Source organism: Microbispora rosea (assembly GCF_900156315.1).
In the GTDB taxonomy this organism is placed as follows: Bacteria; Actinomycetota; Actinomycetes; order Streptosporangiales; family Streptosporangiaceae; genus Microbispora; species Microbispora rosea.
The window spans coordinates 478,172-503,885 of sequence record NZ_FTNI01000002.1 but is presented as its reverse complement, the minus strand read 5'-3'; the positions used below and the strand labels follow the sequence as shown (position 1 = coordinate 503,885).

Below are 25,714 nucleotides of genomic sequence, written 5' to 3'. Positions count from 1 at the left end.
TTTCACACACATGTATGTACCTTTTGTACGCCTTTCGATTCTAATGCACTATGAGGTCACGAACAGAAAGTAAGAGTTGGAGGAGGCAGCCGCGATGAAGATCGACTTCTGGTCGGACATTGTCTGCCCGTACTGCGGGCTGATGGACCACCGGCTCCGTCTGGCGCTGGACCGGTTCGCGCACGGCGACCAGGTGCAGGTGACCCACCGATCATTCCAACTGCATCCCGACCTGCCGCGCGCGGGCGTCAGCCAGCGGAAGCTGATCGAGATGGCCGGTGCACCGAGGTCGACCCTGGACCGGATCCTGCGGCCGATCGAGCGGGCAGCCGAAGCTGAGGGCCTGACGCCGTATCGCGCGATCGACCGCACGCTTGGTCCGACCGACCTGGCGCACGAATTGCTCGCCTACGCCGCCGATCAGGGCCGGAGCAACGAGATCTGGGCCGCGATGTTCCGCGCACATTTCGGGAAGGCCCGCAAGCTGTGGACCGCTGAGGAGGTCCTCGACTTCGCCGAAGAGGTGGGCCTGGACCGCGACGGGGCCGCCGAGGCCCTGCGCAGCCGCCGCTACCGGGCGCGCGTGGCGGCCGACCAGACCGAGGCCCAGCGCCTCGGCGCCAGCGGCACGCCGTTCCTCGTGCTCGACGACCGTGTCGCCATCCCCGGTGCCATCGGCACCGATGACCTGCTCGCGGTCATCACCGAGGCGTGGGCGGAAAGCCACCCCATGCCCCAGCCGCTGCCGATCGTCGCCGGCGGCGACGGTCTGTGCGCCCCGGACGGCTGCGCGGCGCCCGCCACCACCTGACACCCCTCTCAGGCTCCCGGCCGACGGAGTCCTACCCGAAATAGCTTCCCCCCGAGCAGAGCGCTCGGTGGGAGCAGACGCGAACCCACCCGGGTTCGCCATACCGAATTGGAGTTACAAACCATGTCAAACCTAAAGGCACAGGACAGTGCTCTGATCCTGATCGACCACCAGATCATCTCGATGGGGTTCATCAAGACCCAGCCGCCCGACGTCGCCAAGATGAACAGCATCACGCTGGTGAAGGCGGCGAAGGTCCTCGGCATCCCCAACGTCTGGACCAGCAGCACGGAGGACGACAACCAGGACTGGTGCGCCGGACCCTGCTCATGGCCGGTACCACCAACGACGGCTGCCTGATCTACACCGCCCTCAGCGCCAAGCGGGCCGGGTACGAGGTCTACGCAGTGCTCGACGCCGGAGGGTCCGTGTTCCAGATCTCCGACAACGCGGCGCAACTCCGCATGATGCAGGCCGGCGTCCTCCTGACCACCACCGCCGCGATCCTCGGCGAACTCGCCAAGGACTGGGCCACTCCGCATGGCGCGCAGATTCGCCAGCTACTGGCCGAGAACCTCACGACCGCAATCGGTGGGTTCGGGTTGTCGAAGTAGGCTCAGCACCGCGGCGGGCCCGGTGAGGCATAGATCTGCCTTCACCTCGTCGGCGAACCGGCGCACGTTCATGCCGGGCCGGGGTAGGACTCACTGCCCGGCATGAACGGTGCCCCGGGAAGCGGATGGTGATCAACATGGCGTTTCTCACTGCCTGGGCCATCAACCTCCCGGGCAGTGACATCTTGTCCGCGTGGGCGCGGCCATGCAGATTGCCCTCGTGTCGGCCATCCCGCTTCGAGCGCTGGTGCTCAAGCGCCAGCAACGCAGGCACCAGCGAGGCCTGCGCATCCTCGAGCGGTAGCGGGTTATCTAGGATGGTCATCGTGGCCGGCTACATCGAGGTCGAACCTGTCAGCTCAGCTAGCGCCGCCTTCGCCGAAACCGTGGCCCGCATGGGGGAGAAGGGCTTGGAGGCGAAGCCGGTGGTTGTCGGGCGCCGAGGTACTCCAGAGGCCGCGATCATCCCGTGGGCGCTTTACCAAGCTCTCCTCGATGAGATCGACACTGTGTTGTCCGGCGCTGAAATCCGTGACCGCCTGGACGCCACCGCCGAGGCGGGCGGCCCGACCTACACGTCCCTGGAGGAACTGGCCAACGCGGCCGGCGTCGACGTGAACGAGCTCCCCGACGATCCCGACCCTCGTTGAGGTAACCCCGATGGACCGGGAAGATCGTCAACTGCCTGTGGCGTACAGCCCCGGGGTGATGGACGACTTACGGGCTCTGCCCCTCGATCTCCGTCGCGTGGCCATCTTGATGATCGGCGACCTGGTCACTGGGCGGGAACGGGGTGTAGAGACGGCCGGCGACAGATTCGGGCTGGACCTGCGAGGTTGCCGAAAGGCGTACTTCGGTACGAGCGAGGAGCGCCGCCAACTGGGGCGCGCACCGTGGCGAATCGTGTACCAGGAACTGCTGCACGGGGACAACCGCCAGCCGGTGATTCACATCATCGCCATCAGGCCGAAAAGGGGCATGCTGGCCTACGAAGTCGCCGCACAGCGGCTCGGACGTCATACTGATCCCCAGCTCGCCCAGGCTAACGACCACGTTCAAGCGGCTGGACTGCAGTCGACCACCGGCCCGTCGCAAGGGCCGGCGCCGGCGACGTCAAGCGGGCTCGCCTCCGCGCGCGTACGGCGCCGCTTCACCTGGACGACGCCGTGGGCGCTAGATCCGCTTGGGGGCAGCGTAGATCCGCGTGCCGGCGTGAGCAGTCAGCAATGCCGGTGCTAGGGCATCGCCTCCGGTGCGATCGCCGCGTGACTCGATGGTCGGTGGTTCGGCTTGTTCGGGGCGGTCATGCAACCGGTCAGAGGTCCATCGGGATCACGAAGAGCGGGCAAGCGGCGCGGGCGCGGCGTTCATCGTCCAACAGTTCGAGAGGAATCGCGTGCCCAGAGACGCTTAGATAGCGCGAGTCCCTGTCAGCCACCACCTTGTCCACCATGGACAACTCGTCGTTGCGACGCATGCGGCGCAGACGGCGTTGGGCGGCGCGGATGATGGCTTCTCGTTCGGTGCTGCGATGGATATCAATGGCATGAACCAGCTCGATGGTGGCGTAGATAGTTCGAGGACGGCCACCCTTGCCGTAACGGGTGAGCGGATGAACACCGCCAGGCGGCATGTTCTCGGGCGTGGGAATCTCAGCGTCGAGAAGGAGGGCGCCTTCCTCACGGCGTAGACCAGTGGCCAAGAGGAGCAACCCGAAGGAGTAGTCCCGCTCCGGATAGGCCGGACGGCTTCTGGGATCGGCGGGCGCATCGCCGCGCAGGCCAACGTTCAGGAACAGCCCCAGCTGTGGCTCGGTCAGGAATCTGATCGTTCGGTTGACTGAGCCGCGACCGCTGAAAGTGTTGCGGTTACCCCAGCGTGACACCGGGTCGATCTTCATCCAGCTCATCTGTGTGGCATAGCGGTAAAAGCCACTCAGGCAGCCGGCTTCGGTTTTCCAGGACTGTTTCTGAACGAAGAGGTCCCGACTGGCCTTGTAGGCGTTGAGGTCGGCGCGGGTGGCGTCGGTGAGGTCGAGGCGTGCCTCGCCGTGTTCACCCAGCCAGTCCTCGAGGGGAATGGCAGCGTGCGCAGCCGCCTGAGCGGCGCGGTGCTAGCGGATGAAGCGAAGCAGCCGGGCAAGGTGGTAGACGTAAAAATTGCGCATGCCGCCCAAGTCGAACGCGTTCTGTTCCAGAGCGTCGAGCAGGTACTGATTGAGCATCCGACACCCGGTCATGGTGCCGTCATCATCGAAAACGAAGGGAAACCCATCTGGGACGCTGTGCCGGTCAAGCACCTGTCCGGTCCAAGCTGAGTTGACCGTCGTCGCACCGGGTACGGCTAGATCTCCGCGCATGAGTTTGCGGCGATCTACTACGACGACACGCATCAGAAGCTCCCCGACGCCTGCAGCCGAGGGGAAACGCACAGAGGCCCGCACGGCAGTACTCTCCGAGAGGGAGAGACTACCGTGCGTGCCTCATGTGGGGGTGTAGGAAGAGTCAGAAGACACTTCCTACACCTGACAAGTGGAGGTGGCGGGAATCGAACCCGCGTCCTTCAACACCAAGACAGGGCTTCTCCGGGTGCAGCCTGTTGCGATTTTCTCGGCCCCGGCAATCTCACAGGCGAGTCGCCGACGGGCCCAGTCACTGTTTGGTTTCCCGTACGGCCCCGTGACCGGGCCGGACGGTTGAGCCTTCTAGCGATGTCAGTTCCGGGCCGAAGGCACTCCCGGGCTGACAGAGGTTTCTCGCTGCTTAGGCGGCGAGAGCCAGGGAAGCCTGGCTGACCTCAGTGCTCTTGTTATTGGCACTTATTGTTTTGCGGTCACAGTGTTGACGGGGTTATGTCCGCAGTCCCCGACCCGCTTCCCCTGACTTGCAATGTCGAAGTCGAAACCGGTCACCCCCTGTGCAGTTGTCAATCCAGACCCGAGGACCTGGCTTCACAAGCTTACTCTTCACAACACCGGCGGCGCGACTCGAATTCCGTCCCCCCGGGTAGACCGGCGCACCGGCGGTCCGGTGGGACGCCGAAGCCCCCGGGATCGCGGCCTCTGGCGCGCGCTCCCGGGGGCCGACCGGCAGGGTCGAGCCGGTCGAGACGGGCAGGGCTCCCCCCGAGATGGAGCCCTGTCCTCATCACGGTGACTGGGCCCGCAACCCCCCAAGCGGGTCCCAGTCACCTAGAAAGACGCCGGTCGCCGCCCTGATGGTTGCTCGCCTTCGAGCATTTTTCAGGTCTGGGGCTGGGCGTCCCGGAAGAAGCTCCCGGCCATCGCCGATGCGGCCGCCGTATCGCCGCTCTCCGCCAGCGCGGCGACCGCGACGTCCCCCTGCCAGCCCACGAACCACGAGAGCTTGGTTCGCTCCTTCTTCTCCGTCTGGGTGACCTCGGCGGCCACGCCGTACACGGGGTCGCCGGGGGCGGAGGCGGCGGACGCTGCGCCGGACGTCACGCCGGCCCGCATGAGCGTGCGCAGCTTCGCGATGATCGCGGGATCGAGCGTCACGGGCTTGGCGGTGGCCTGTGGGGCGCCGTCGCCGACCACCGGGTCGGGAGCGGCGGGCGAGGTCACCAGCACCGGCGGCCGCCACGTGCCGGACTTGACGGCCGCGGCGACGAGGGCCATCGCCAGCGGGCTCACGCGGGCGCCCTGCCCCGCCATGATCTTCGCGATGGCGGCGTCGCCGTTGGGGGCCGTCATCGACCCGCTGAACGTCTTGAGCGGCAACCTCCAGTCGCCGCCGATGCCGAACTGGGTCGCGCTGTCCGACAGCCGCTGCCCGCTGATCCGCCGGGCCAGCGACGCCAGGGCGGTCACGCAGCCCTGCGCGAAGTCGGTCTGGAAGGTGGGCGTCGTCACCCCGATGACGCCGGGCTGCTGGAAGCGGGCTCCGCCCACGGTGCGGTCGGCGCTGCACGGCACCTTCTGCTTCGGGTCGAGGCCCGACTGGAGCAGTCCTTCCGCGGCGATGACCGAGAAGGCCGTGCCGGCCGCGAACTTGCCGGCCAGCGCGTCGTTCTCCTGGTGCAACTGGGTCGTGGAGACGGCCAGCACCTCGCCGGTGGAGGCCTGCACCGCGACGAGCGCGGCCGGGCGGGGTCCCGCCACCGCGGCGTCGCCCACGCTCTGCAGGCGGCTGTCGATCGTGGTCTGGACCGACGAGTTCTCCCGCCCCGGCCACGCCTTGAGCTCTTTGACCTGCCGGCCGGTGGCGTCGTCGAGGATGACGACCCGGGTCTCGGTCGAGCCGGTGAGCTGGTCCTGGTAGGCCTTCTGCAGGCCGTCCCGGCCGAGCGTGTCGCCGGCCCGCTGCGGTCCGCCGAGCTTCTGCTCCGCCTCCGGGGTGATGGCCGTGACGACCCCGACGATCTGGGTGGGCGACTTGGGGGCGACCGGCGGGTTGTCGATCTGGAACTCCAGACCTCGGATGGCCTCCAGCTTGGACCTGATCTGGGCGAACTTCGTCCGCCCGAACGTCGCGAGGGGGACGAAGTCCTGCGGGGGCGACGACAGGATGCGGCTCAGCAGGCGGTCCTGGGCGAAGCCGGTGATCTTCGACAGCTGGTCGCAGAGCCGGCCGGGGTCCTTGACCTTGGCCGGGATGACCCCGGCGACGTGCAGCACGGTCTCGTCCTGCAACGGATTGCCGTTCCGGTCGAGGATCGGCTTGCGGCCCTTGGGGACGGTGGCGACCGCGAGCCGCTGCCCGGGGTGCAGGTCGGGGTGGATGACGCTCGGCGACCACCGCACCTTCCACTGGCCGCCGACCAGATGCAGGGGCAGGTTCCCGTCGTACTGCCAGAGGGGGTTGTTCTCACCGAGGTCCACCTCGGCGTGGTAGCCGGCCTGCGCCGCGTCGCCGTCCTGGCTGATCCCCCGCAGGGAGAAGCGGATCGAGGCGGCGTCCAGCTGCAGCCTGGCGTCCTCCAGTGCCTTGCGCACCGCCGCCTGGTCTCCGTCGGCGCGCCGCGCGGCGGCGGCGTAGTCACCCGTCTGCCAGCCGACGAGGAAGTCGCGCACCGCGTCGTGCGGCGACGACTCCTCGAAGCAGCCGGTCAGCAGGGGCGCGGCCAGCCCCAGTGCGAGCGCGGCCCGTACGGCTCTCGCCCGGACGACCCCGAATGATCGGAAGGACACGGCCTAACGGCCCCCCCGGCGGCGGACCGCGTTCGACATGGCCCGCGCCATCTCCCGGTTGGCCTGCTTCTCCATGAGCGTCTGCCGCTTGTCGTAGTCCTTCTTACCCCTGGCGATGCCGATTTCGATCTTCGCCCGGCCGTCCTTGAAGTACATCGACAGCGGGATCAGCGTGAGGCCCTTCTCCTTCAGCGTCGCGTCGAGCTTGCCGATCTCCTTGCGGTTCAGCAACAGCTTGCGCGTCCGCCTGGCGGCATGGTTGGTCCAGGTGCCCTGGCTGTACTCCGGGATGTATACGTTGATCAGCCAGACCTCGCCGCCCTCGACCGAGGCGTAGCCGTCGGTCAGGTTGGCCTTTCCCGCCCGCAGGGACTTGACCTCGGTGCCGGTCAGGACGAGCCCGGCCTCGTAGGTGTCCTCGATGAAGAAGTCGTGCCTGGCACGCTTGTTCTGGGCGATCAGCTTGCGCCCGGTCTCACGTGGCATAAGGGGAGCCTACCGTCGCCCCGAGGGGCGGAAACGAGCTGCGCGACGGTGCGGGATCACACCCGCAGGTAGCGGCGCAGGGTGACGAAAGAGGCGAGCACACAGATGAGCACGCCGATGGCCATGGTGCCGGTGATGACGCCCGCGACCGTGTCCCAGCCGAGGGGCGCGGCCATGTAGGTCTGGATCGACTCGAAGATGAAGACCTTGACGATGATCAGGATCACACCGGACAGGACGCCGCCGATGAGGCCGGCGATCAGACCCTCCAGCACGAACGGCAGCTGGATGTAGATGTTGGAGGCGCCGACCAGCCGCATGATGCCGGTCTCTCTCCGGCGGTTGTACGCCGACAGCCGGACCGTGTTGCCGATCAGCAGGGTCGCCGCGATCACCATGAGGATCGCGATGCCGAGCGCCACGTTGCGCAGCGTGTCCATGAAGCCGAAGACCGACTGGAGCAGGTCGCGCTCGTTGACGACGTTGGAGACGCCGGGCTGCCCCTTGAGGCTGCTCGCGACGGCCGTCGCCTTCTCCGGGTCCTTCAGCTTGACCCGGAACGACTCGGGCATGTCCTCGGGCTTGGTCACAGAAAGCAGCAGCGTGTTGCTCTCGGTGCTCTGGAAGTTCTTGAACGCCTGGGCCTGGTTCTCGAACTGCACCCGCTCGACGTCCGGAAGCCCCTTGATCGTCTGCTCCAGGGTCCCCTTCTCGTCCTGGGTGACGGCGCCCCTGTTCTTACAGGGTTCGAAGGGCGAGCCCTTCGTGCACAGGTAGACCGACAGCTCGACCTTGTCGCTCCAGAATCCGGTCAGCTTCGAGACCTGGGAGTTGATCATCAGTCCGACGCCGAGCAGCGCCATGCCGACCGCCACTGTCACGATCACCGCGATGGTCATCGTGAGGTTGCGCCGAAGGCCGATCCAGACCTCGGAGAAGATGAAGTTGGCCCGCATGGTCCCAGTTACTCCTAATACGCCTGGCCGTACACGCCGCGCGACTGGTCGCGGACGATCTTGCCGTCCTCGAGCTCGACCACGCGCTTGCGCATGGAGTCGACGATCGCGGCGTCGTGTGTCGCCATGAGGACGGTCGTGCCGGTCCTGTTGATTCGGTCGAGCACCTTCATGATGCCGATGCTCGTGGCGGGGTCGATGTTTCCCGTGGGCTCGTCGGCGAGCAGGATCATCGGCCGGTTGACGAACGCGCGGGCCATGGCGACCCGCTGCTGCTCGCCACCGGACAGCTCCTCCGGCATGCGGTGCGCCTTGCCCTCCAGGCCGACGAGCTCGATGACCTCGGGCACGACCTTGCGGATGAAGCGGCGCGGCTTGCCGATGACCTCCAGGGCGAACGCCACGTTCTCGTAGACGTTCTTGTTCGGCAGCAGCCGGAAGTCCTGGAACACGCAGCCGATGCGGCGGCGCAGGTGCGGCACCTTGAAGTTGGACAGCTTCGACAGGTCCTTGCCGGCCACGTGGATGGAGCCGCTGTTGGGCCGCTCCTCCTTCAGCACCAGCCGGAGGAAGGTGGACTTCCCCGACCCTGAGGGACCGACCAGGAACACGAACTCGCCCTTGTCGACGTCCACACTCACGTGGTCGAGGGCGGGCCGGTTTTGGTTCGCGTAGACCTTGGTGACATTATCGAGATGGATCACGGGCGCATCACGGCTAGCCAGTCTAGGGGGTTGGACGGCCGGTCTGGGGGTCGCCGGTCACTTTGCTCTGGATCGACGTTCCGTTTGGCCAGAGGCCAGTCTAGGGGTAACACTGGCATGGAACGTCCATAACGGAAACAAAACGATTAGCCCTTGGGCGATGGGGCGGTAAAGCTGCTATGAGCTGCGAACACTTGATCTGCGCCGCGTGCGCGGGCCCCGTGGTGGAGGGGCGCTGCCCCGTCTGCCGGGAGGGCCGCGCCAAGGTTCACCACCACGGGTTCATGGGGCTGTCGCCCCTGGTCATCGCGCTGATCGTGCTACTGGTCGTGGCGCTCGTCGCGCTCACGCACGTCAGCGGTTACTGACCGTCACCCGCCTCCTGGCGCCGCGACCAGCGGATCTCGCCCTCGATGAACTCGTCGAGGTCGCCGTCCAGCACGGCGGAGGGGTTGCCCGCCTCCACACCCGTACGCAGGTCCTTGACGATCTGGTAGGGGTGCAGCACGTAGTTGCGGATCTGCGTGCCCCACGACGTCGTCGTCTCACCGCGCAGCTCGTTCATCGCCGCGGCCTCCTCCTGGCGCTTGCGCTCCAGCAGCTTGGCGGACAGGACGGCCATCGCCGTCGCCCGGTTCTGCAGCTGCGACCGCTCGTTCTGGCAGGAGACCACGATCCCGGTCGGGAGGTGGGTGATCCGCACGGCCGAGTCGGTCGTGTTCACGCCCTGTCCGCCCGGGCCGGACGACCGGTAGACGTCGATGCGCAGGTCGTCCTCGTTGATGTCGATGTGGTCGGTCTGCTCGACCACGGGCACCACGTCGACGCCCGCGAACGAGGTCTGCCGGCGGCCCTGGTTGTCGAACGGGCTGATCCGCACCAGCCGGTGGGTGCCGTGCTCGCCCCTGAGCGTGCCGTACGCGTAGGGGGCCTTGACCGCGAACGTGGCCGACTTGATGCCGGCCTCCTCGGCGTAGGAGGTCTCGTAGACCTCCGCCGGGTAGCCCTTGCGCTCGGCCCACCGCAGGTACATGCGCAGCAGCATCTGGGCCCAGTCGGCCGCGTCGACGCCGCCCGCCTGCGCGTTGATGGTCACCAGGGCCTCACGGGCGTCGTACTCGCCCGACAGGAGCGTGCGGACCTCGAGCGCGCCGACCTCGGACCTGAGCGCGGAAAGCTCCCTTTCCGCCTCGGCCAGCGCGTCCTCGTCGCCCTCTTCGGACGCCAGCTCGAACAGGATCGGCAGGTCCTCCAGACGGCGGCCCAGACCGTCCACCCGGTTAACCTCGGCCTGCAGATGGGAGAGCCGGCTGGTGACGCGCTGCGCCTGCTCGGGGTCGTTCCACAGATCGGGCGCGGCAGCCTGGTCCTCCAACTCGGCGATCTGCTTGCGCAGGGCGTCGAGGTCGAGCACGTCCTGAATGCCCTTCAGCGTGCCGCTAAGCTCGTTGATTTCTTCGGCTGGATCGATGACTGCCACGTCTGTAAAGGGTACGCGAATCGGAGACCCGGTCAGGCAGCACGCCTCGGTAGCATGTGAATCGATTGCATGGGGAGGCTGGGGTGAACGGGGTCGTTCGAAGTGCGCTGGCCCTTGCCCTCCTCACCTGTACGGTCGCCGCCTGCTCGGGCGGGGAACCGGCCAGGCCGACGGCCAGCCCCGCGGCCGCCACCTCCACCCTGCCGAGCGCCGGCGGCAGCCCGTCGCCGTCGCCCAGTCCCCCGGCGGTGACCCTGGAGGAGGCGTCCGAGGCGCTCGACGCGTTCCTGGACACCGACGACGTGCTGCGGCAGGCCGGGGCCGACCGGTGGGCGCTCCTGCTCACCCAGGACGGCCAGCGGCCCATCACGATCGCCGGCATCCACTCCCGGGAGGGCAAGCCCGCCCACTACACGTGGGATCGCCGTACGGTGCTCGTGCCCCGGCAGAGCGGCCGCTCGACCGTCTGGTTCGCGGCCACCGCCCGGCGGCGCGACGCGTCAGGCGAGGTCCGCACGGGCGTGTTCACGTTCGTACGGCAGGGCAGGGAAGGGCGGTGGCTCAACAGCTTCGCGTCCCTCCTCTACCCCGGGCAGACGCCGCCCACGGTCGCCCTCGACGAGGACGGGTACGCCACGGCGCTGGAGCCGCGCGACACCTCGGTGGCCATCAGCCCCAACCTGATGGGCCCGCTGCACGCGACGGTCGCCGAGGAGGGCCCCAAGGGCTACGCCTCCGGGCTGATCGCCCCCGGTCCGCAGACGACGGGCTTCTACGACGAGATCAGCGAGACCAAGGAGACGGCGAAGGCCGACGACTGCATGAACTACGAGTCGATCTTCGCCTCGGCCCCCAACTATCCGATCTTCGCGCTGCGCACGCGCGACGGCGGCGCGATGATGCTGTACACGCTGGTCCGCACGTCCTCCTGGACCCCCACCCCACAGGGGCTCAAGTGCGGCGAGGGGCGTCCGGTGGCGGTGCCCGCGGAGGCCCGCTGGCTGCTGAGCCCCACCAAGAGCCTGTTCATCCGGCAGAAGCGGCAGATCGTCGAGACCCAGCAGTACGTGAGCGCGGTGCCGCCCAAGGCGTCCACCGCGCCCGCGCACGTCGTCGGCTACGAGGGCATCGTCACCGGCGGCTCCAACCACTGACCACCCGGCACGGTCACGCCTCCGCGTGGGGGAGGTTGCTGGTGGAGACCAGCGTCCGCACCGCCCGCAGCGCCACCGACAGCGTCGCAAGGTCGAAGGTGTCGCTCTCCCAGATCTCCGACAGCGTCTGCCGCGCGCGCGTCACGGCGGCCTCGTTGGCCTCCGTCCAGCTCGCCAGCCGCTCCTCCGGCGACAGGCCCGGCCGGCTGTGGATCAGCACGTCCCTGGTCAGCGTCGCGTGGGCGGCGTACAGGTCGTCGCGCAGCGCCGACCTGGCCATCGAGTTCCACCGGCTGTCGCGCGGCAGCGCGATCACCCGCTCGCGCAGCCGGGCGAGCTGGAGCCGGTCGGCCAGGTCGAAGTAGACCTCGGCCACCTCGCTCACGGGCCGGCCGGTGTACGCCGCGATCTCCACGAGGTCGAACGTGGAGTAGGCCGGCACCATCGCCGCGACCCGCTCGGCCAGCTCCCCGGGCACGCCCCTGGCCGCGAAGGAGTCCCTGCGCTCCTCGTACGCCGACAGGTCGGGGCCGGTCAGCAGCTTGGGCAGGTGGGGCAGCAGCCCGGCGGCGCCCTCGATGAAGTAGCGGGCCGTCGAGGCGAGGTCGAGCGGGGGTCGGCGGTTGCCGAGCAGCCAGCGGGTGCCGCGCTCGGACAGCTTGCGGCCCTCCATCAGCATGGCGAGCTGGGTCGAGGTGTCCACCTCGTTGTCCAGCTCCTCGACCTGGCGCATGAACGACGGCAGGTCGAAGACCTCCCGCGTCACGAGGTAGGCCCGCACGATGTCGGCCGTCGAGGCGCCGGTCTCCTCGCCGAACCGGTAGGCGAAGCTCGTCCCGCCGAAGTTCACCACGTCGTTGACGATCCGGGTGGTGATGATCTCCCGGCGCAGCGGGTGGGAGTCCATGTACGGCCGGAAGCGGTCGCGCAGGGCCGAGGGGAAGTACGACACTAGCCAGGACGCCAGCGACGGGTCGTCGGGGATGTCCGACTGCAGCAGCTCCGCGTCCACCACGAGCTTGGTGTAGGCGAGCAGCACCGCGAACTCGGGGTTGGTGAGCCCGAGCCCGGCCTGGCGCCGCTCGGCGAGCACCTTGTCCGACGGCAGGAACTCCAGCTCCCGGTTGACCAGCCCCTCGCGCTCCAGCCTCCGCAGGTAGCGGGCGTGGATGTGGAGCATCTCCGGCGCCTGCGCCCGGGCCGCCGCGAGCACGACGTTCTGGGCGTAGTTGTCCTCCAGCACCAGCCTGCCCACCTCGTCGGTCATGTCGAGGAAAAGCTGGTTGCGCTGCTTGTCGGTCATGTCGCCGTCGCGGACGACCTGGTCGAGCAGGATCTTGATGTTCACCTCGTGGTCGGAGGTGTCCACACCGGCCGAGTTGTCGATGAAGTCCGTGTTGATCAGCCCGCCGTTCAGCGCGAACTCGATCCGGGCGCGCTGGGTGAAGCCGAGGTTGCCGCCCTCGCCCACGACCTTGCAGCGCAGGTCGGCCGCGTTGATCCGCAGCGCGTCGTTGGCCTTGTCCCCCGCGTCGGCGTGGGTCTCCGACGACGCCTTGACGTACGTGCCGATGCCGCCGTTCCACAGCAGGTCGACGGGGGCCCGCAGGATCGCGCTGATCAGGTCGTTCGGCGCGAGCGCGGTGACGTTGTGCGGCAGGCCGAGCGCGGCGCGCGTCTGGGGCGAGACCGGGATCGACTTCGCGGTGCGCGGCCACACGCCGCCGCCCGCCGAGATGAGCTTCCTGTCGTAGTCGTCCCAGGAGCTTCTGGGCAGCTCGAACAGCCGTCGCCGCTCGGCGAAGCTCCGCGCGGCGTCCGGGTCGGGGTCGACGAAGACGTGCCGGTGGTCGAAGGCCGCCACGAGCCGGATGTGCTCCGACAGGAGCATCCCGTTGCCGAAAACGTCGCCGGACATGTCGCCGACGCCGGCCACGGTGAAGTCGGTGCTCTGCACGTCCACGCCGAGCGTGCGGAAGTGGTACTTGACCGACTCCCAGGCGCCCCTGGCGGTGATGCCCATGGCCTTGTGGTCGTAGCCGACCGACCCGCCGGAGGCGAAGGCGTCGCCGAGCCAGTAGCCGTACTCCTTGGCCACCTCGTTGGCGATGTCGGAAAACGTCGCGGTGCCCTTGTCGGCGGCGACCACGAGGTAGGTGTCGTCGCCGTCGTGCCGCACGACGTCGGGCGGCGGCACGACCTGCCCCGCGACCAGGTTGTCGGTGAGGTCGAGCAGGCCGGAGATGAAGTGGCGGTAGCAGGCCACGCCCTCGGCGAGGAACTCGTCGCGCCCGCCCGCGGGGGGCTGCTTGACGACGAATCCGCCCTTGGAGCCGGTCGGCACGATGACGGTGTTCTTGACCATCTGCGCCTTGACCAGGCCGAGGATCTCCGTGCGGAAGTCCTCCATGCGGTCCGACCAGCGCAGGCCGCCGCGGGCGACCTTGCCGAAGCGCAGGTGCACGCCCTCGACCCGCGGCGAGTACACGAAGATCTCGTACTTCGGCCGGGGCAGCGGCAGCACGCTGATCGCCTGCGGATCGACCTTCAGCGAGATGTACGGCTTGCGCCTGCCGGTGACGAACTGGCTGCCCGCGTCCCCGGCGTCGCGCCCCTCGGCGTCCTTTCCTGAGGGCGCGGCCTGGAAGACGTTGGTGCGCAGCGTCGCCTGGATCATCTCCAGGTAGGCCCGCAGGATGCGGTCCTCGTCGAGCGAGGCCACCTCGTCCAGCGAGGCGAGGATCTCCTCGGTCAGCGCGTCGCAGACCTCCGCCCTGCCGTCGTCCGGCCGCCGCGGGTCGAGCCTGGCCTCGAACAGCCGCACCAGGAGCCGGGCCAGCCGCACGTTGCCGTGCAGCACCTTCTCTATGTACGACTGGCTGAAGGTGGTGCCGGCCTGCCGCAGATACTTGGCGTACGCCCGGAGGATCTCGGCCTGCTCCCACGTGAGCCCGCCGGCCAGCACGAGCGCGTTGAAGCCGTCGTTCTCCACCTCGCCGCGCCACAGCACGGCGAACGCGTCCTGGAACAGCCGCTTGAACTCGTCGCGGTGCACCTCCTCGGAGGGGGTGTACCGCAGGCCGAAGTCGTAGATCCAGGCGTCCCGGGTGTCGGGGTCGTGGTCGCGGTCCACCTCGTACGGCCGCTCGTCCACCACCTCGACGCCCATCCGCTGCAGCAGCGGGAGCACCCGCGACAGCGAGATCGGCGCGCCCAGCCGGTAGAGCTTGAAGCGCCGCTCCCCCTCCGCCGCGCCGTACGGCTCGTAGAGGTTCATGCCAATGGCGTTCGGATCCTCGCCGAGCGCCTCCAGCCGCTTGAGGTCGGCGACGGCCGTACGCGCGGGGAAGTCGGCCTTGTAGCCCTCGGGGAAGGCGGTGCCGTAGCGGCGCAGCAGCCGGGGCGCGTCCTCCTCCGGGCACAGCTCGGCGATCGCGGCGGCGAGGTCGTCCTCCCACGTGCGGGTGGTGGCGGCCAGCCGCGCCTCCAGCTCATCGAGGTCGACCGGCGTCTCGCCGAGCGGCTTGCCGCGCTCGCCGCGGATCACGATGTGCAGCCGGGCCAGCGCCGACTCGCCGATCATCGTGCTGTAGTCGAGCGAGGTGCCGCCGAGCGCCTTCATCAGGATGCGCTGCATGTGCAGGCGGACCTTGGTGGTGTAGCGGTCACGCGGCAGGAAGATCAGGCAGGAGATGTAGCGGCCGTAGTCGTCGCGGCGCAGGAACAGCTTGACCTGCTTGCGCTCGCGCAGCCGCAGCACGCCGAGCGCGATGGGCAGCAGCTCGGCCACGGGCATCTGGAAGAGCTCGGTGCGCGGGTAGGTCTCCAGGATCTCCATCAGATCCTTGCCGTCGTGGCTGTCGGGCGACAGCCCGGCGTGCTCCAGCACCTCGGCGAGCTTGCGCCGCAGGACCGGGATCCGGGAGATCGACTCGTTGTACGCCACGTGGGTGAACAGGCCGAGGAACCGCCGCTCGCCGATCACCTCGCCCTCGGGCGAGAAGACCTTGATCCCGACGTAGTCGAGGTAGTGGGGCTTGTAGACGGTGGCCCGGCTGTTGGCCTTGGTGACGATCAGCAGCTGTTTCTCGCGCGCCTTCGCCCGCACCTTCGGCGGCAGGGCCGCGAAGCTGGCCGATCCGGCCTTGTCGGCCCGCAGGATGCCGAGCCCGGTGCCGGGCAGGCCGCGCAGCGCGGCGCCGCCGTCGGTGTCCTCCAGCCGGTATTCGCGGTAGCCGAGGAACGTGAAGTGCCCGTCGGCCAGCCAGCGCAGCAGCTCCATGCCGTCCTCGACCTGCGCGGGGTCGAGCGGCGGCGGGTTGACCGCCAGGTCCTCGGCGGTCTGCACGGCGAGCGCCCGCATCTTGGCGAAGTCCTCGACCGCGCAGCGCACGTCGAGCAGCACCCGCTGCAGGTCGTTCTCCAGCTCCTTGAGCACGGCGTGATCGGCCTGCCGGTCGACCTCGATGTGCATCCAGGACTCGCGGATGACCTGCCCGGTCATGTCCTCCCTGTCGGGGCCGAGCAGCTCGCCGGTCATGTCCCTGCGCACCCGCATCTGCGGGTGGACGATCAGGTGGGTGCCGATCTCGTGCCGGTCCAGCTCCGTCGTCACCGAGTCGACGAGGAACGGCATGTCGTCGGTGACGATCTGGACCACCGAGCGGCCCGGGTCCCAGCCGAACTCCTCAAGCGTGGGGGTGTAGACGCGGACCAGCGCGCGTCCCTGCGGCCGGTGCTGAGCCAGGTGGCGGTGGGCCATCGCGGGGCCGTACACGTCCACCGGGTCGCGGTCGGCCAGGTCCTCGACCGGGACGTTGCGGTAGTACCGCCTCAGGAAGGCCAGGGGGTCCTCGCCCTCCACCTGCAGCGCTCCCGGCGCGTGCGCGCACCTCTCGGCGGCGATGCGGAGAAGCTCGTCCAGCGCTTCTTCCGATTCCTGCCGACTTAGCGCCATTTCGAGCGGCATGTCGCTACTCACTCCCTTGTGAGGATTCAAAGCCAGGCCCGGAGTTCCCACAGCAGGGGAAAGAAGTGCAAACGCGTTCTTCCCCTCAAGTACGGTGCCCCGGAGGAGCCTCCCGTACCGGATTTCGTTCCGATCTGGCGCTCCACCATCTGCATGTGCCTCATCCGCCAGAGCGCGGTCGTCTCGTCGTGGGTGAGGAGATCTTCGGCCAGGTCCCACAGATCGTCGTACGACCCCCGGTCACGGGCCACGGCCAGCAGGGATTCCATGATCTCCTCGTCGGAGACCGGCAGGCCGCGCTGGGAGAGGGCGGTGACGAAAGCGTCCCACAGCGTCGGCTCGGCGAGCCGCCGCCGGAGCCTGGCGAGTTCCGCCTCGCTCGCGTCCCTGAGCCGGCCGAGGTACGACGGGTCCTTGGCGCCGGAGAGGAACTCCAGCTCGCGGAACTGCACCGACTGGAAGCCGCTCGCGGGGGCGAGGACCGACCGGAACTGCAGGAAGTCCTGCGGCGTCATGGTCTCCAGCACGTGGACCTGGTCGACCAGGACCTTCTCCACCGCGTGGACCCGGCGGAACAGGTGCCTGGCGCGCCAGAGCGCGCCCTCGATCATCGCGTCCCTGATCCGCTCCAGCTCGTGCAGGAGGAGCTTGAACCACAGCTCGTAGACCTGGTGAACGGTGATGAACAGCAGTTCGTCGCTGGCCCCTGACCGCTGCTCCTGCTGGGCGAGCAGCTCGGGGAGGCGGAGATAGCCGCCATAGGACAGGCGCCCGCCCTCCTCGCCGAAGCTGCGCGGCGGGGGCAGGATGTCCCCCGACCCGGCCCGGCCGTACGGCGTCGCAGGCATGCGCCACTCCTCCACGTGGGCGCGTTCCTTCCGGTCCCCATTGACCGAAAGCCCGGCACCACCGCCCCCGATACCACCCCATAACGGCACAAACGTCAACTTAGTCCATACGCCTGTGACCTGGGGGTTGACCTTGTCTCATTTAACCAGCCCCACCCCCGCCGAGGGGTCTGAAGCGCACGGCACCCCCGCGACGCCGCCCCCCGGCCGAAGGTCCCGGTGCCGGTCATCGGGAAATCCTGCTATGCCTGATCACAAAACGGTCTGAACTTCTCGAAGCTGCTTTCGACTCGCGTACGATCCTGCGTCGTGGAAGATCATCGTCCGGAGCGTACGGCCGTCTTCGTGGACCAGAGCGGACGCCGGGCCAAGATCTTGACAGCCACCGCGGTCGGCGGGGCGATCACCGTCCTCGCGCTGACCCTCACCCTGGTGAGCGGAGCGCTGGCCGGCCCCGAACTGCCCCCGATGGGATGGCCCGGCCCCCAGGGACAGCAGCCACAGGGACAACAGGAGATGGAACGCTCCCCCACGGGCTCCCCCACGCCGTCGCGGTCCGGGCGCAGGCCTGTCCCCTTGGACGAGGCGGGGGCGAGCGGCACGCCGCGCGCGACGGCGGCTCCCGCACGGCGGACTCCCTCCGCTCGCCGGCCCGCGGGCAGAGGGCGCTCCGCCGCGCCTGCCGATCGGGGCAGACGCACGCCGAGCACGACGCCCTCCGCGGTCCCGGAGCCGGATGTGCTGATCTCCGCGTCCGGCGAGTCCACGCCCGCGCCGTCGGCGCCCGAGGTCGCGCAGACCACGGCGCCCGCCGAGGAGGCGACGCGGACCCCCGCACCGGAGCCCGGCACCACCCAGACGCCTCCCCGGCAGCCCGGGCCGACGAAGGGGACCTCCCAGTGACGCGCCGATGAGACGACGGCGCAGACCGGCCGGGCGGCGGCCGGCGGAGCCGCGCGGCCACTGGTTCCTCGTCGCGATCGCCGCGCTGCTCATGACCGGAGCGCTGCTGCTCAACGCGTACGCGCACAACGTCGTCGGCGAGACCCAGCCGCCCCCGGCGGACTACGGCGACTCCGCCGAGCTGGAGCGGATCCGCTCGGGCGGCCCTCTGGTCAACGTCTCGGGGGCCCGGCCGCTCAGCGCGCGGCCCAAGCCCCGCCGGGTGGCGCTCACCTTCGACGACGGTCCCGACCCGCGCTGGACGCCCCGGCTGCTCGACCTGCTCCGCGAGCACCACGCGAAGGCGACCTTCTTCGTCCTCGGGGCCCGCGTCGCCGAGCACCCCGAGCTCGCCCGCCGCCTGGTCGCGGAAGGGCACGAGATCGGCAACCACACCTACACCCACGCCGACCTGGCGGCGGTGCCGGCCTGGCGGGTCCGTGTGGAGATGTCCCTGACCCAGAAGGCGCTGGCCGCGGCGGCCGGGATCCACACCCGCCTCGCCCGCATCCCGTACTCCTCGGGCCCGGGAGCGGTCGGGTACGGGCAGCTCACCGCGATGCGGCTGCTCGGCGACGAGGGATATCTCGTGACGTTCGCCGACGTGGACACCCAGGACTGGAGCCGCCCGCCCGTGGACGAGATGGTCCTGGCGTCCCTCGCGCGCACGGCCGAGGGCGAGGGCGCGGTGATCATATTCCACGACTCGGGAGGCGACCGCGCCCGGACGCTGGCCGCCGTCGACCGGCTGCTCACCCGGCTGGAGAGGAACGGATACACCGCCACCACGCTCACCGAGGCCGTCGGGCTTCCCACGGCGCACACCGCCGCCTCCCCGAACGAGCGCGTCCTCGGCACGGTGCTGGGGTTCGCCCAGCGGGCGTCCTTCGCCTTCGTCGAGGCGCTCGGCTGGTTCCTCGCCGCGGCCGGCGTGCTCACCCTGCTCCGGCTGACCCTTTTCGTCGCGCTGGCGTGGGCGCACGCCCGCAGAACGCGCCGGAGATCCACCGGGACGCCCCAATGGACGGCCCCGCCGCCGGTCTCGGTGATCGTCCCCGCCTACAACGAGGCGGCGGGGATCGAGGCGACGGTGCGGTCCCTGGTCGCGACCGACTACCCGGGCCCGGTCGAGGTCGTCGTCGTGGACGACGGCTCGGCCGACGGGACGGGACGGATCGCCGCCTCGCTCGGCCTGCCCGGGGTCCGGGTGATCCGGCAGCCGAACGCCGGGAAACCCGCGGCGCTCACCACCGGCATCGCCCACGCCGCCCACGACGTCCTTGTCATGGTGGACGGCGACACCGTCTTCGAGCCCCCGACCATCCGCAACCTCGTACGGCCGCTCGCCGATCCGGCCGTCGGCGCGGTCAGCGGCAACACCAAGGTCGGCAACCGGCGGGGGATGATCGGCCGCTGGCAGCACATCGAGTATGTCGTCGGGTTCAACCTGGACCGCCGCGCGTTCGACCTGCTCGGCTGCATGGCGACGGTGCCGGGCGCGATCGGCGCGTTCCGCCGCGAGGCGGTGGCCTCGGCCGGCGGCGTCAGCGCGGACACGCTCGCCGAGGACACCGATCTCACCATGGCGATCTGCCGCGGGGGCTGGCGGGTGGTCTACGAGGAGCGGGCCCGCGCGTGGACCGAGGCGCCCGCCTCACTCGGCCAGTTGTGGCGGCAGCGCTACCGGTGGTGCTACGGCACGCTGCAGGCGATCTGGAAGCATCGCGGGGCGGTCGTGGAGCGCCGTCCGTTCGGCCGCCGGTGCCTCGGATATCTCACGCTGTTCCAGGTGATCCTGCCGCTGCTGGCCCCCGTCGTCGACGTCATGGCCCTCTACGGGCTGTTCGTCGGCGACCCCCTGCCCGTGGTCGCGGTGTGGGCCTGCTTCGTCGCGGTGCAGGCGCTCACCGGCTGGTACGCGTTGCGCCTCGACGGCGAACGGGCCTCGGTGCTGTGGGTGCTGCCGCTGCAGCAGTTCGTCTACCGGCAGCTGATGTATCTGGTCGTCATCCAGTCGGTGGCCACCGCGGTCCTGGGGGCCCGGCTGCGCTGGCACACCGTACGCAGGGAGGGCACGTTCACCCTGCCGGCCGCGTCCGTCCCGGAACCGTCCCTCGCGGGCCGCCGGCGCCGGGCGGTCAGGGGTGGGAACGCTCCGAGGAGGAGACGGAGCCGTCCTTGACGGCGTCGAACATGCCGGGCGGTTCCTGGGTCTCCAGCAGCTCCTGGGTCTCCAGCGGTTCCTCTCGGCACGGGCCGGCCGAGGCCTCGGCGGCGTGCGGTGCCCGCGTGGCTGCTGGGCGAGGGGCAGAAGGCCGTGGGGATGTGCCCCGCGCCAGCCCTGCGCACAGGGGCGAAGTGATGGGCTTGTTACCAACCGGACCGGTTCCATGAGCGTCTCAACGAGGTAGATCACCACCTCGGGAGCACGACCATGATCGACAGACGGAGTTTCCTTCGCGTTTCCGCCCTGGCCGGGGCCGCCGCCGTTTCCGGCACGGCGTTCGCCGCCGCGGGTCCCCGTCCCGCCGACTGGTCCGCACTCGGGCGGGGGCTGGACGGCAGGCTGATTCGCCCCGGCGACGCGTCGTACGACAACGCGCGCCGCGTGTTCAACTCGGCCTTCGACTCCGCCCGCCCCGTTGGGGTCGCCTACTGCAAGACGGCGGCGGACGTGTCGGAGTGCCTGGCGTTCGCCCGGCGATACGGCGTGCCGGTGACCTCCCGGTCGGGCGGCCACAGCTACGCGGGCTGGTCCACGGGCAGCGGGCTGGTCGTCGACGTCTCGCCGATGAGCGGCGTCTCGTACGCGGACGGCCACGCCACGGTCGGCGCCGGGGCGCGCCTGGTCGACGTGTACGCCAAGCTGGCCGCGCACGGCGTCAGCATCCCGGCGGGCTCCTGCCCGACGGTCGGGGTGGCCGGGCTCACGCTGGGCGGCGGCATCGGCGTGGTGTCGCGGCAGTACGGCCTGACCTGCGACACGCTGGAGTCCCTGAAGGTCGTCACGGCGGACGGGAAGCTGCTGACCTGCTCGCCGAGCTCGCACCCGGACCTCTACTGGGCCTCCCGGGGAGGCGGCGGCGGCAACTTCGGCGTGGCGACGTCGTTCACGTTCCGGACTCATCGGACGCGTTCTGTGACCCTGTTCTTCCTGCACTGGCCCTGGGCGAAGGCCGCGGCCGTCCTGAAGGCGTGGCAGGCGTGGGGGCCCGCCGCGCCCGACGCGATGTGGTCGAACTGCCATCTCGACCACGACCCCTCGCTCGACGTGATGGTCGGCGGCCTCTACCTCGGCGGCAGGACGGCGTGCGAGAACCTGCTGCAGAAGCTCGTCGACCGCGTCGGATCGAGTCCTTCGAGCCGCTACGTCGCGACCTCCGCCTACGACCACGCGATGATGGTGGAGGCGGGCTGCGCGTCGATGTCCGTGGCCCAGTGCCACCGTCCCGGCACGCTTCCCGGGCAGAACGCGAGCGGCAAGCTCGTCCGCGACTCGTTCTCGGCCAAGTCGCACTTCGCCTACACGCCGCTGTCGTCCGCCGGGATCAAGGCGCTGCTGGCCCAGGTCGCCGCGCCGGGACGGCACACGGTGATGCTCGACGCGCTCGGCGGCGCCGTCGCCCGGGTCCGCCCCGACGCCACCGCCTTCCCGCACCGCAAGGCGCTGTTCAGCGTGCAGTACTACTCCCACTTCTCCGGCGCGGCCGCCTGGGCCCGGGCCGCCCACGCCGCCATGCGACCGCACTTCGGCGACCACGCGTACGTGAACTACATCGATCCCGAGCTCAAGAACTGGCAGCAGCAGTATTACGGCGCCAACGCCGCCCGGCTGGCCCGGGTCAAGGCGGCGTACGACCCCGGCCGCCTGTTCCGCCTCCCCCAGGGCGTCTAGGAAGCGCTCCCGAGCATCGGGCGCGTGGGCGGACCTTGCCTCCTTCTGTACGCCTACCTGCGCTCGCCGTTCCTCGCGATCACGGTCCTGGGCTTCGTGACGGTCGAGGTCGTCCTGGTGTGCGTATGGCGGCTGGTCACGATGGTGCGGCGCGGCACGGTGTTCACCCACGCCGCCTTCCGATGGGTGGACGTCGTGATCGGCGCCTTCGTGGCCGCCGCCATCCTGATCTTCGCGCTCGGGGCCGTCCTGGCGCCGGGCGAAGCCGTCCCCCCTGGCATGGTCCTCCTGGTGGGCGGGGCCGGCATGGCGGCGCTGGGGGTCGCGCTCATCGTGCTCGTGCTGCGGATGCTGCTCGCCCAGGCCGTTGCGCGCGACATCGAGGCGGCGCGGATGCAGGCCGAGCTGGACGAGGTGATCTGATGCCGATCGTCGTCGAGATCGACGTGCTGCTCGCCAAGCGGAAGATGTCCGTGGGCGAGCTCGCGGACCGCGTCGGGATCACGCCTGCCAATCTGGCGGTGCTCAAGAACGGCCGCGCCAAGGCGGTGCGCTTCTCGACGCTCGCGGCGCTCTGCGAGGCGCTCGATTGGCAGCCGGGAGACCTGCTGCGCTGGGAGGCCGGGGACGACGCGGACGCGTGACCTCCGCCGTTGCCGATCGGGCCGGGTTGCGCGAACCTCACGGTATGACCGAGGAGCGGCGGACGATGACCGGCCCCGGCGGCGTCCCGGTGTTCAGTTATCTGGAAGGCGTCCACGACGGCAACCCCTGGGCGTACGCGATCGAGGACGCCGGCCCGGGAGCCGCCGACGCGATCACGGCGCGGATGCCCGGCTGGGCGGTCTCCGCGCCGGTCGAGCTCGGTCAGGCCCTGCTCGACCGGGGCGCGCGGCTGCTGCGGCACATGCACGTGATGCGGTGCGATCTGCCGGTCGCCTGGCCTGTCGCGGGCACCGCTCCGGACGGCTTCCTGATAGTCCCCTGTGATCGGCCGCCCGCCGAGATCCTCCCCGCGTGGTTGGCCGCCTACCCGCCCGGCCATCCCGACCACCGCCCCCGGGATCGCGATAAGGCCCTGAACGAGGAGCTCGTCCCGCTCCTGAGCGGCGAAGAGATCGGCCCCTTGCTTCCCTGCAGCGTCCTCGCCGTACGGGAGGACTCCCCGGGGCCGGGCGAGGTGGTGGGCGGCGTTTTCGCGCACGACTCGGACCGGGGACCGTGGATCGCGGACGTGTTCCGGCATCCGGACCGGTCGCCGCGAGGTCTCGGCGCGCTCATGCTGTCGGCCACCCTCGCCCGGGCCGGTGCGGACGGGCTGACCGGCCTGGGCCTGGTGGTCACCGAGGGCAACCCTGCCCGCCACGTCTACGAGAGGCTCGGTTTCCACGTCGTCGCGACGGTGATGACAGTAGCGATCTGACATCCGAACCGCCGGGTCGTCACACTCTCATTGCCGTGATCGGGAGCCCCAGAAATGTAACCGACGACCCACGAAATGTAACTGCCCTTGGTTACATTTCCCGCATGCCTGCGGACGTGAGCCACCTCGTCGATGAGCTTCGGGCAGCCGGCGGTGACACGACGGCCCTGGAGGTCAAATCGGCCGCCGGAGGACTTCCCGAGTCGCTGACCCCCACTCTGAGTGCGCTCGCGAATCTGCCCGGCGGCGGAACGATAATTCTCGGGTTGGATGAACGGTTCGGGTTCCGCCCGGTTCCACTGCCGAACGCGCAGTCGCTGAAACAGGGCCTCGCGGCGAAAGCACGCTCGTTCACACCGCCTGTCCGCCTGACTTTGGACGACGGCATCGCGTACGGCGCTCCGGTCATAGTGGCGAGGGTGCACGAGTGCGACAAGTCCGCCAAACCATGCCGAGTCACAGCCACAGGCGCCTCCTACCTCCGAGGATATGACGGCGACTTCCGGCTCTCGGATATCGAAGAACAGGCCTTCATCGCGGCACGACGAGCACCTATGTTCGATCGGACCCTGGTCGAGGGAGCCACCTCGGCGGACCTCCACCCCGAGCTGGTGAAGGCGTTCATCGAAGCGGTCCGCGAGCGCGATCAGCAGGGGCTGGGGCGCTTCGTCCGGGAAGACGAACTGCTTTGCCGCGCCGGAGTTACCGCCGCCGATGGCAGGCCCACAGTCGCCGGGCTGCTGGCTCTGGGGACGCATCCGCAGCAGTGGTTCCCCCGATACGCCATCCAGATATCCGCCGATCCGCTGCCTGGAGATCCGCCCGGTTCCCGGGCACGCAACCAGGCCGTCCTGACCGGACCCATTCCCCGAATGCTGGACGCAGCCATGGAGTGGGCCAGACGAACCTTCGATACGGCCATCGTGGCGGGGCCCGACGGCACCGTACGGGACCTGCCTGTCTATCCGCTTGTCGCCTTCCGTGAACTGGTCGCCAACGCGCTGATACACCGCGATCTCGATCATTGGTCAGCGGGAATGGCCGTGGAAATCAGGCTTCGCCGGGATCGTCTCGTGATCGCGAATCCCGGAGGGCTTTATGGCATAACGGTCGATCGTCTGGGCAAAGAAGCGGTCACGTCTGCGCGCAACGCACGGCTTGTCGCCATTTGCCAGAATGTGCGTTCCCCCTTCAGCGGTGGCCGAGTCATCGAGGCGCTCGCCAGCGGCATTCCCACGGTGGGCGCGGCGCTCGAGGAGGCGTGTCTGCCTCCCGCTCATTACATCGACGCGGGCATCCGGTTTGTCGCCATCCTGCACCGGCCCATCGTCCCCACTGCGGCAGCCGACCCGTTGAACGCTACCGAGTCACGCGTCCTTGACGCCCTCGCACAAGGGGCTCTCACCGTCGCACAGCTCGTTGACATGCTCGATCTCACGGCACCGAACATCCGCAAGGCTCTCCGTGGCCTACGCGAGCACGGCTATGTGCGACAGCATGGCGGCCGAGGAAAGTTCACGTACTACGAGCGCGTCTGATGCCAGATCGCGTCGGGTGACCCGCATCGAGCCATAGACCTTCCCGTTACTGATTGTGATAAGTAGATTACCGACAGCAATCATCTCGGGGGGATGTCCATGAACCTTTCTCGATCGCGCGTCTACCTGGCCTGCGGTGTCGGCGCCGCTGCGGGTGTGGCCGGCCTGGCCCTGACGGTCGTCCCGTCGGTCGCCCAGGGCGCGTCCGGCGGCAGCAGCCAGAGCACCAGGCCGGTCGCCGATCCCTCACCGAAGCAGCCGGGCGGCCACACCGTGCTGACGTGCGCGGTGAGCACCGGCGGCCAGCCGATCACCGCCGACCCCGCGGTGAGCAAGGAGGCCCGCGCGGTGACCGCCAAGGGCACCGTGACGCTCACCGGCTGCGCCTCTCCCGACGGGAGCTTCCCCAACATCCGCTCGGGGACGGCCACCTTCAAGGGCACCGGGCAGGCGTCCTGCACAGGCGTCCAGAACGTCGCCGGCACGGGCACCGTCACCTGGAAGGACGCCCAGGGCCAGGCGCTCGGCACCTCCACGGTCCGCCCCAACCTCGACGGGATCGCCTCGTACAACCCGGGCGACATGATGCTGGTCGGCGAGGTCACCGAAGGGAAGCTCAAGGGCAAGCGGATCGCCGGAAAGGCCGCTCCCACCTCGGACATCAGCCAGTGCTCCAGCAAGGGCGTGAGCAGCGCCCAGGGCAGCGGCACGGTCGCCTTCATCGCCGTCGACACACCGAAGTAGC

Annotated in this window: 24 protein-coding genes and 1 other RNA gene; 16 read left to right on the top strand and 9 right to left on the bottom strand. The window is 69.4% G+C overall.

Translation table 11 applies throughout. The features are described from left to right. Nucleotides 1-94 precede the first annotated feature (94 nt). From BXA11_RS04990 to BXA11_RS04970, 5 genes are all read left to right on the top strand, one after another. Entirely contained in the window at nt 95-811 is a 717-nt protein-coding gene (locus tag BXA11_RS04990) for a DsbA family oxidoreductase (RefSeq protein WP_076433048.1), read from the top strand. Between the two features lie 123 nt (nt 812-934). After that, entirely contained in the window at nt 935-1,171 is a 237-nt protein-coding gene (locus BXA11_RS04985; RefSeq protein WP_076433046.1) for a cysteine hydrolase family protein, read from the top strand. Continuing rightward, entirely contained in the window at nt 1,141-1,425 is a 285-nt protein-coding gene (locus tag BXA11_RS04980) for a cysteine hydrolase family protein (protein WP_076433044.1), read from the top strand. The genes BXA11_RS04985 and BXA11_RS04980 overlap by 31 nt, the downstream gene beginning before the upstream one ends. A 326-nt stretch (nt 1,426-1,751) precedes the next feature. Beyond that, on the top strand, nt 1,752-2,075 hold the full coding sequence (locus BXA11_RS04975) for a type II toxin-antitoxin system Phd/YefM family antitoxin (protein ID WP_143734079.1): 324 nt from the start codon (nt 1,752-1,754) through the stop codon (nt 2,073-2,075). Nucleotides 2,076-2,085: 10 nt separating this feature from the next. Further along, nucleotides 2,086-2,664, top strand: coding sequence for a hypothetical protein (locus BXA11_RS04970; RefSeq protein ID WP_076433040.1), 579 nt, complete (start codon nt 2,086-2,088; stop codon nt 2,662-2,664). A 76-nt stretch (nt 2,665-2,740) separates the two neighbouring features. Here BXA11_RS04970 and BXA11_RS04965 read toward each other — a convergent pair whose 3' ends face one another. Then, nucleotides 2,741-3,334, bottom strand: coding sequence for a hypothetical protein (locus BXA11_RS04965; protein WP_076433038.1), 594 nt, complete (start codon nt 3,332-3,334; stop codon nt 2,741-2,743). A gap of 177 nt (nt 3,335-3,511) precedes the next feature. Between BXA11_RS04965 and BXA11_RS41910 the strand changes: the two genes are divergently transcribed. After that, entirely contained in the window at nt 3,512-3,742 is a 231-nt protein-coding gene (locus BXA11_RS41910; RefSeq protein WP_143734078.1) for a hypothetical protein, read from the top strand. A gap of 212 nt (nt 3,743-3,954) precedes the next feature. On the opposite strand, the gene ssrA is transcribed toward BXA11_RS41910, so the two are convergent. The 5 genes from ssrA to ftsE all read right to left on the bottom strand — a co-directional run bounded on the left by ssrA (nt 3,955) and on the right by ftsE (nt 8,720). Beyond that, nucleotides 3,955-4,340: a transfer-messenger RNA gene (gene ssrA / locus BXA11_RS04955) on the bottom strand. A 326-nt stretch (nt 4,341-4,666) separates the two neighbouring features. Further along, on the bottom strand, nt 4,667-6,574 hold the full coding sequence (locus BXA11_RS04950; protein ID WP_076433034.1) for a penicillin-binding transpeptidase domain-containing protein: 1,908 nt from the start codon (nt 6,572-6,574) through the stop codon (nt 4,667-4,669). A gap of 3 nt (nt 6,575-6,577) precedes the next feature. Further along, the gene (smpB, locus tag BXA11_RS04945; protein WP_030509250.1) at nt 6,578-7,060 is read right to left on the bottom strand and encodes an SsrA-binding protein SmpB; all 483 of its coding nucleotides are present in this window, start codon (nt 7,058-7,060) and stop codon (nt 6,578-6,580) included. A 56-nt stretch (nt 7,061-7,116) separates the two neighbouring features. Next, the gene (ftsX, locus tag BXA11_RS04940) at nt 7,117-8,016 is read right to left on the bottom strand and encodes a permease-like cell division protein FtsX (protein WP_076433032.1); all 900 of its coding nucleotides are present in this window, start codon (nt 8,014-8,016) and stop codon (nt 7,117-7,119) included. A gap of 14 nt (nt 8,017-8,030) precedes the next feature. Continuing rightward, nucleotides 8,031-8,720, bottom strand: a complete 690-nt coding sequence (gene ftsE / locus BXA11_RS04935) for a cell division ATP-binding protein FtsE (RefSeq protein ID WP_030509252.1) — start codon at nt 8,718-8,720, stop codon at nt 8,031-8,033. A gap of 179 nt (nt 8,721-8,899) precedes the next feature. Here ftsE and BXA11_RS04930 point away from each other — a divergent pair, with 179 nt between their 5' ends. Next, nucleotides 8,900-9,088, top strand: a complete 189-nt coding sequence (locus BXA11_RS04930; RefSeq protein WP_030509253.1) for a hypothetical protein — start codon at nt 8,900-8,902, stop codon at nt 9,086-9,088. Here BXA11_RS04930 and prfB read toward each other — a convergent pair. Continuing rightward, nucleotides 9,082-10,200, bottom strand: a complete 1,119-nt coding sequence (prfB, locus tag BXA11_RS04925; protein WP_076433030.1) for a peptide chain release factor 2 — start codon at nt 10,198-10,200, stop codon at nt 9,082-9,084. The genes BXA11_RS04930 and prfB overlap by 7 nt on opposite strands. 83 nt (nt 10,201-10,283) lie before the next feature. Between prfB and BXA11_RS04920 the strand changes: the two genes are divergently transcribed. Further along, complete coding sequence (locus BXA11_RS04920) at nt 10,284-11,354, top strand: DUF8094 domain-containing protein (RefSeq protein ID WP_076433028.1); 1,071 nt, start codon at nt 10,284-10,286, stop codon at nt 11,352-11,354. Nucleotides 11,355-11,367: 13 nt separating this feature from the next. Here BXA11_RS04920 and BXA11_RS04915 read toward each other — a convergent pair whose 3' ends face one another. Both BXA11_RS04915 and BXA11_RS04910 read right to left on the bottom strand, forming a co-directional pair. Continuing rightward, nucleotides 11,368-16,323 carry an NAD-glutamate dehydrogenase gene (locus BXA11_RS04915; protein ID WP_076433026.1) on the bottom strand — a complete coding sequence of 1,652 codons (4,956 nt, stop codon included), beginning with the start codon at nt 16,321-16,323 and terminating at the stop codon, nt 11,368-11,370. A gap of 26 nt (nt 16,324-16,349) precedes the next feature. Next, complete coding sequence (locus tag BXA11_RS04910; protein ID WP_076433190.1) at nt 16,350-17,171, bottom strand: tryptophan 2,3-dioxygenase; 822 nt, start codon at nt 17,169-17,171, stop codon at nt 16,350-16,352. Between the two features lie 309 nt (nt 17,172-17,480). Here BXA11_RS04910 and BXA11_RS41905 point away from each other — a divergent pair, with 309 nt between their 5' ends. The 8 genes from BXA11_RS41905 (at nt 17,481) to BXA11_RS04875 (ending at nt 25,713) form a co-directional block, all read left to right on the top strand. Further along, nucleotides 17,481-18,074, top strand: coding sequence for a hypothetical protein (locus BXA11_RS41905; protein ID WP_143734077.1), 594 nt, complete (start codon nt 17,481-17,483; stop codon nt 18,072-18,074). A 7-nt stretch (nt 18,075-18,081) separates the two neighbouring features. Continuing rightward, the gene (locus tag BXA11_RS04905; protein ID WP_076433024.1) at nt 18,082-20,295 is read left to right on the top strand and encodes a bifunctional polysaccharide deacetylase/glycosyltransferase family 2 protein; all 2,214 of its coding nucleotides are present in this window, start codon (nt 18,082-18,084) and stop codon (nt 20,293-20,295) included. 252 nt (nt 20,296-20,547) lie between these two features. Next, nucleotides 20,548-22,008, top strand: a complete 1,461-nt coding sequence (locus tag BXA11_RS04900; protein WP_076433022.1) for an FAD-binding oxidoreductase — start codon at nt 20,548-20,550, stop codon at nt 22,006-22,008. A 24-nt stretch (nt 22,009-22,032) separates the two neighbouring features. Next, a complete protein-coding gene (locus tag BXA11_RS04895; protein ID WP_204053439.1) occupies nt 22,033-22,431 on the top strand; it encodes a DUF2975 domain-containing protein in 399 nt (132 codons plus the stop codon). Further along, nucleotides 22,431-22,652, top strand: coding sequence for a helix-turn-helix domain-containing protein (locus tag BXA11_RS04890; RefSeq protein ID WP_076433020.1), 222 nt, complete (start codon nt 22,431-22,433; stop codon nt 22,650-22,652). The genes BXA11_RS04895 and BXA11_RS04890 overlap by 1 nt, the downstream gene beginning before the upstream one ends. Before the next feature lie 44 nt (nt 22,653-22,696). Further along, on the top strand, nt 22,697-23,431 hold the full coding sequence (locus BXA11_RS04885; protein ID WP_076433019.1) for a GNAT family N-acetyltransferase: 735 nt from the start codon (nt 22,697-22,699) through the stop codon (nt 23,429-23,431). A gap of 104 nt (nt 23,432-23,535) precedes the next feature. Continuing rightward, on the top strand, nt 23,536-24,969 hold the full coding sequence (locus tag BXA11_RS04880; protein WP_143734076.1) for an ATP-binding protein: 1,434 nt from the start codon (nt 23,536-23,538) through the stop codon (nt 24,967-24,969). A 99-nt stretch (nt 24,970-25,068) separates the two neighbouring features. Continuing rightward, the gene (locus BXA11_RS04875; RefSeq protein WP_076433017.1) at nt 25,069-25,713 is read left to right on the top strand and encodes a hypothetical protein; all 645 of its coding nucleotides are present in this window, start codon (nt 25,069-25,071) and stop codon (nt 25,711-25,713) included. The last annotated feature ends 1 nt before the right edge of the window (nt 25,714 follow it).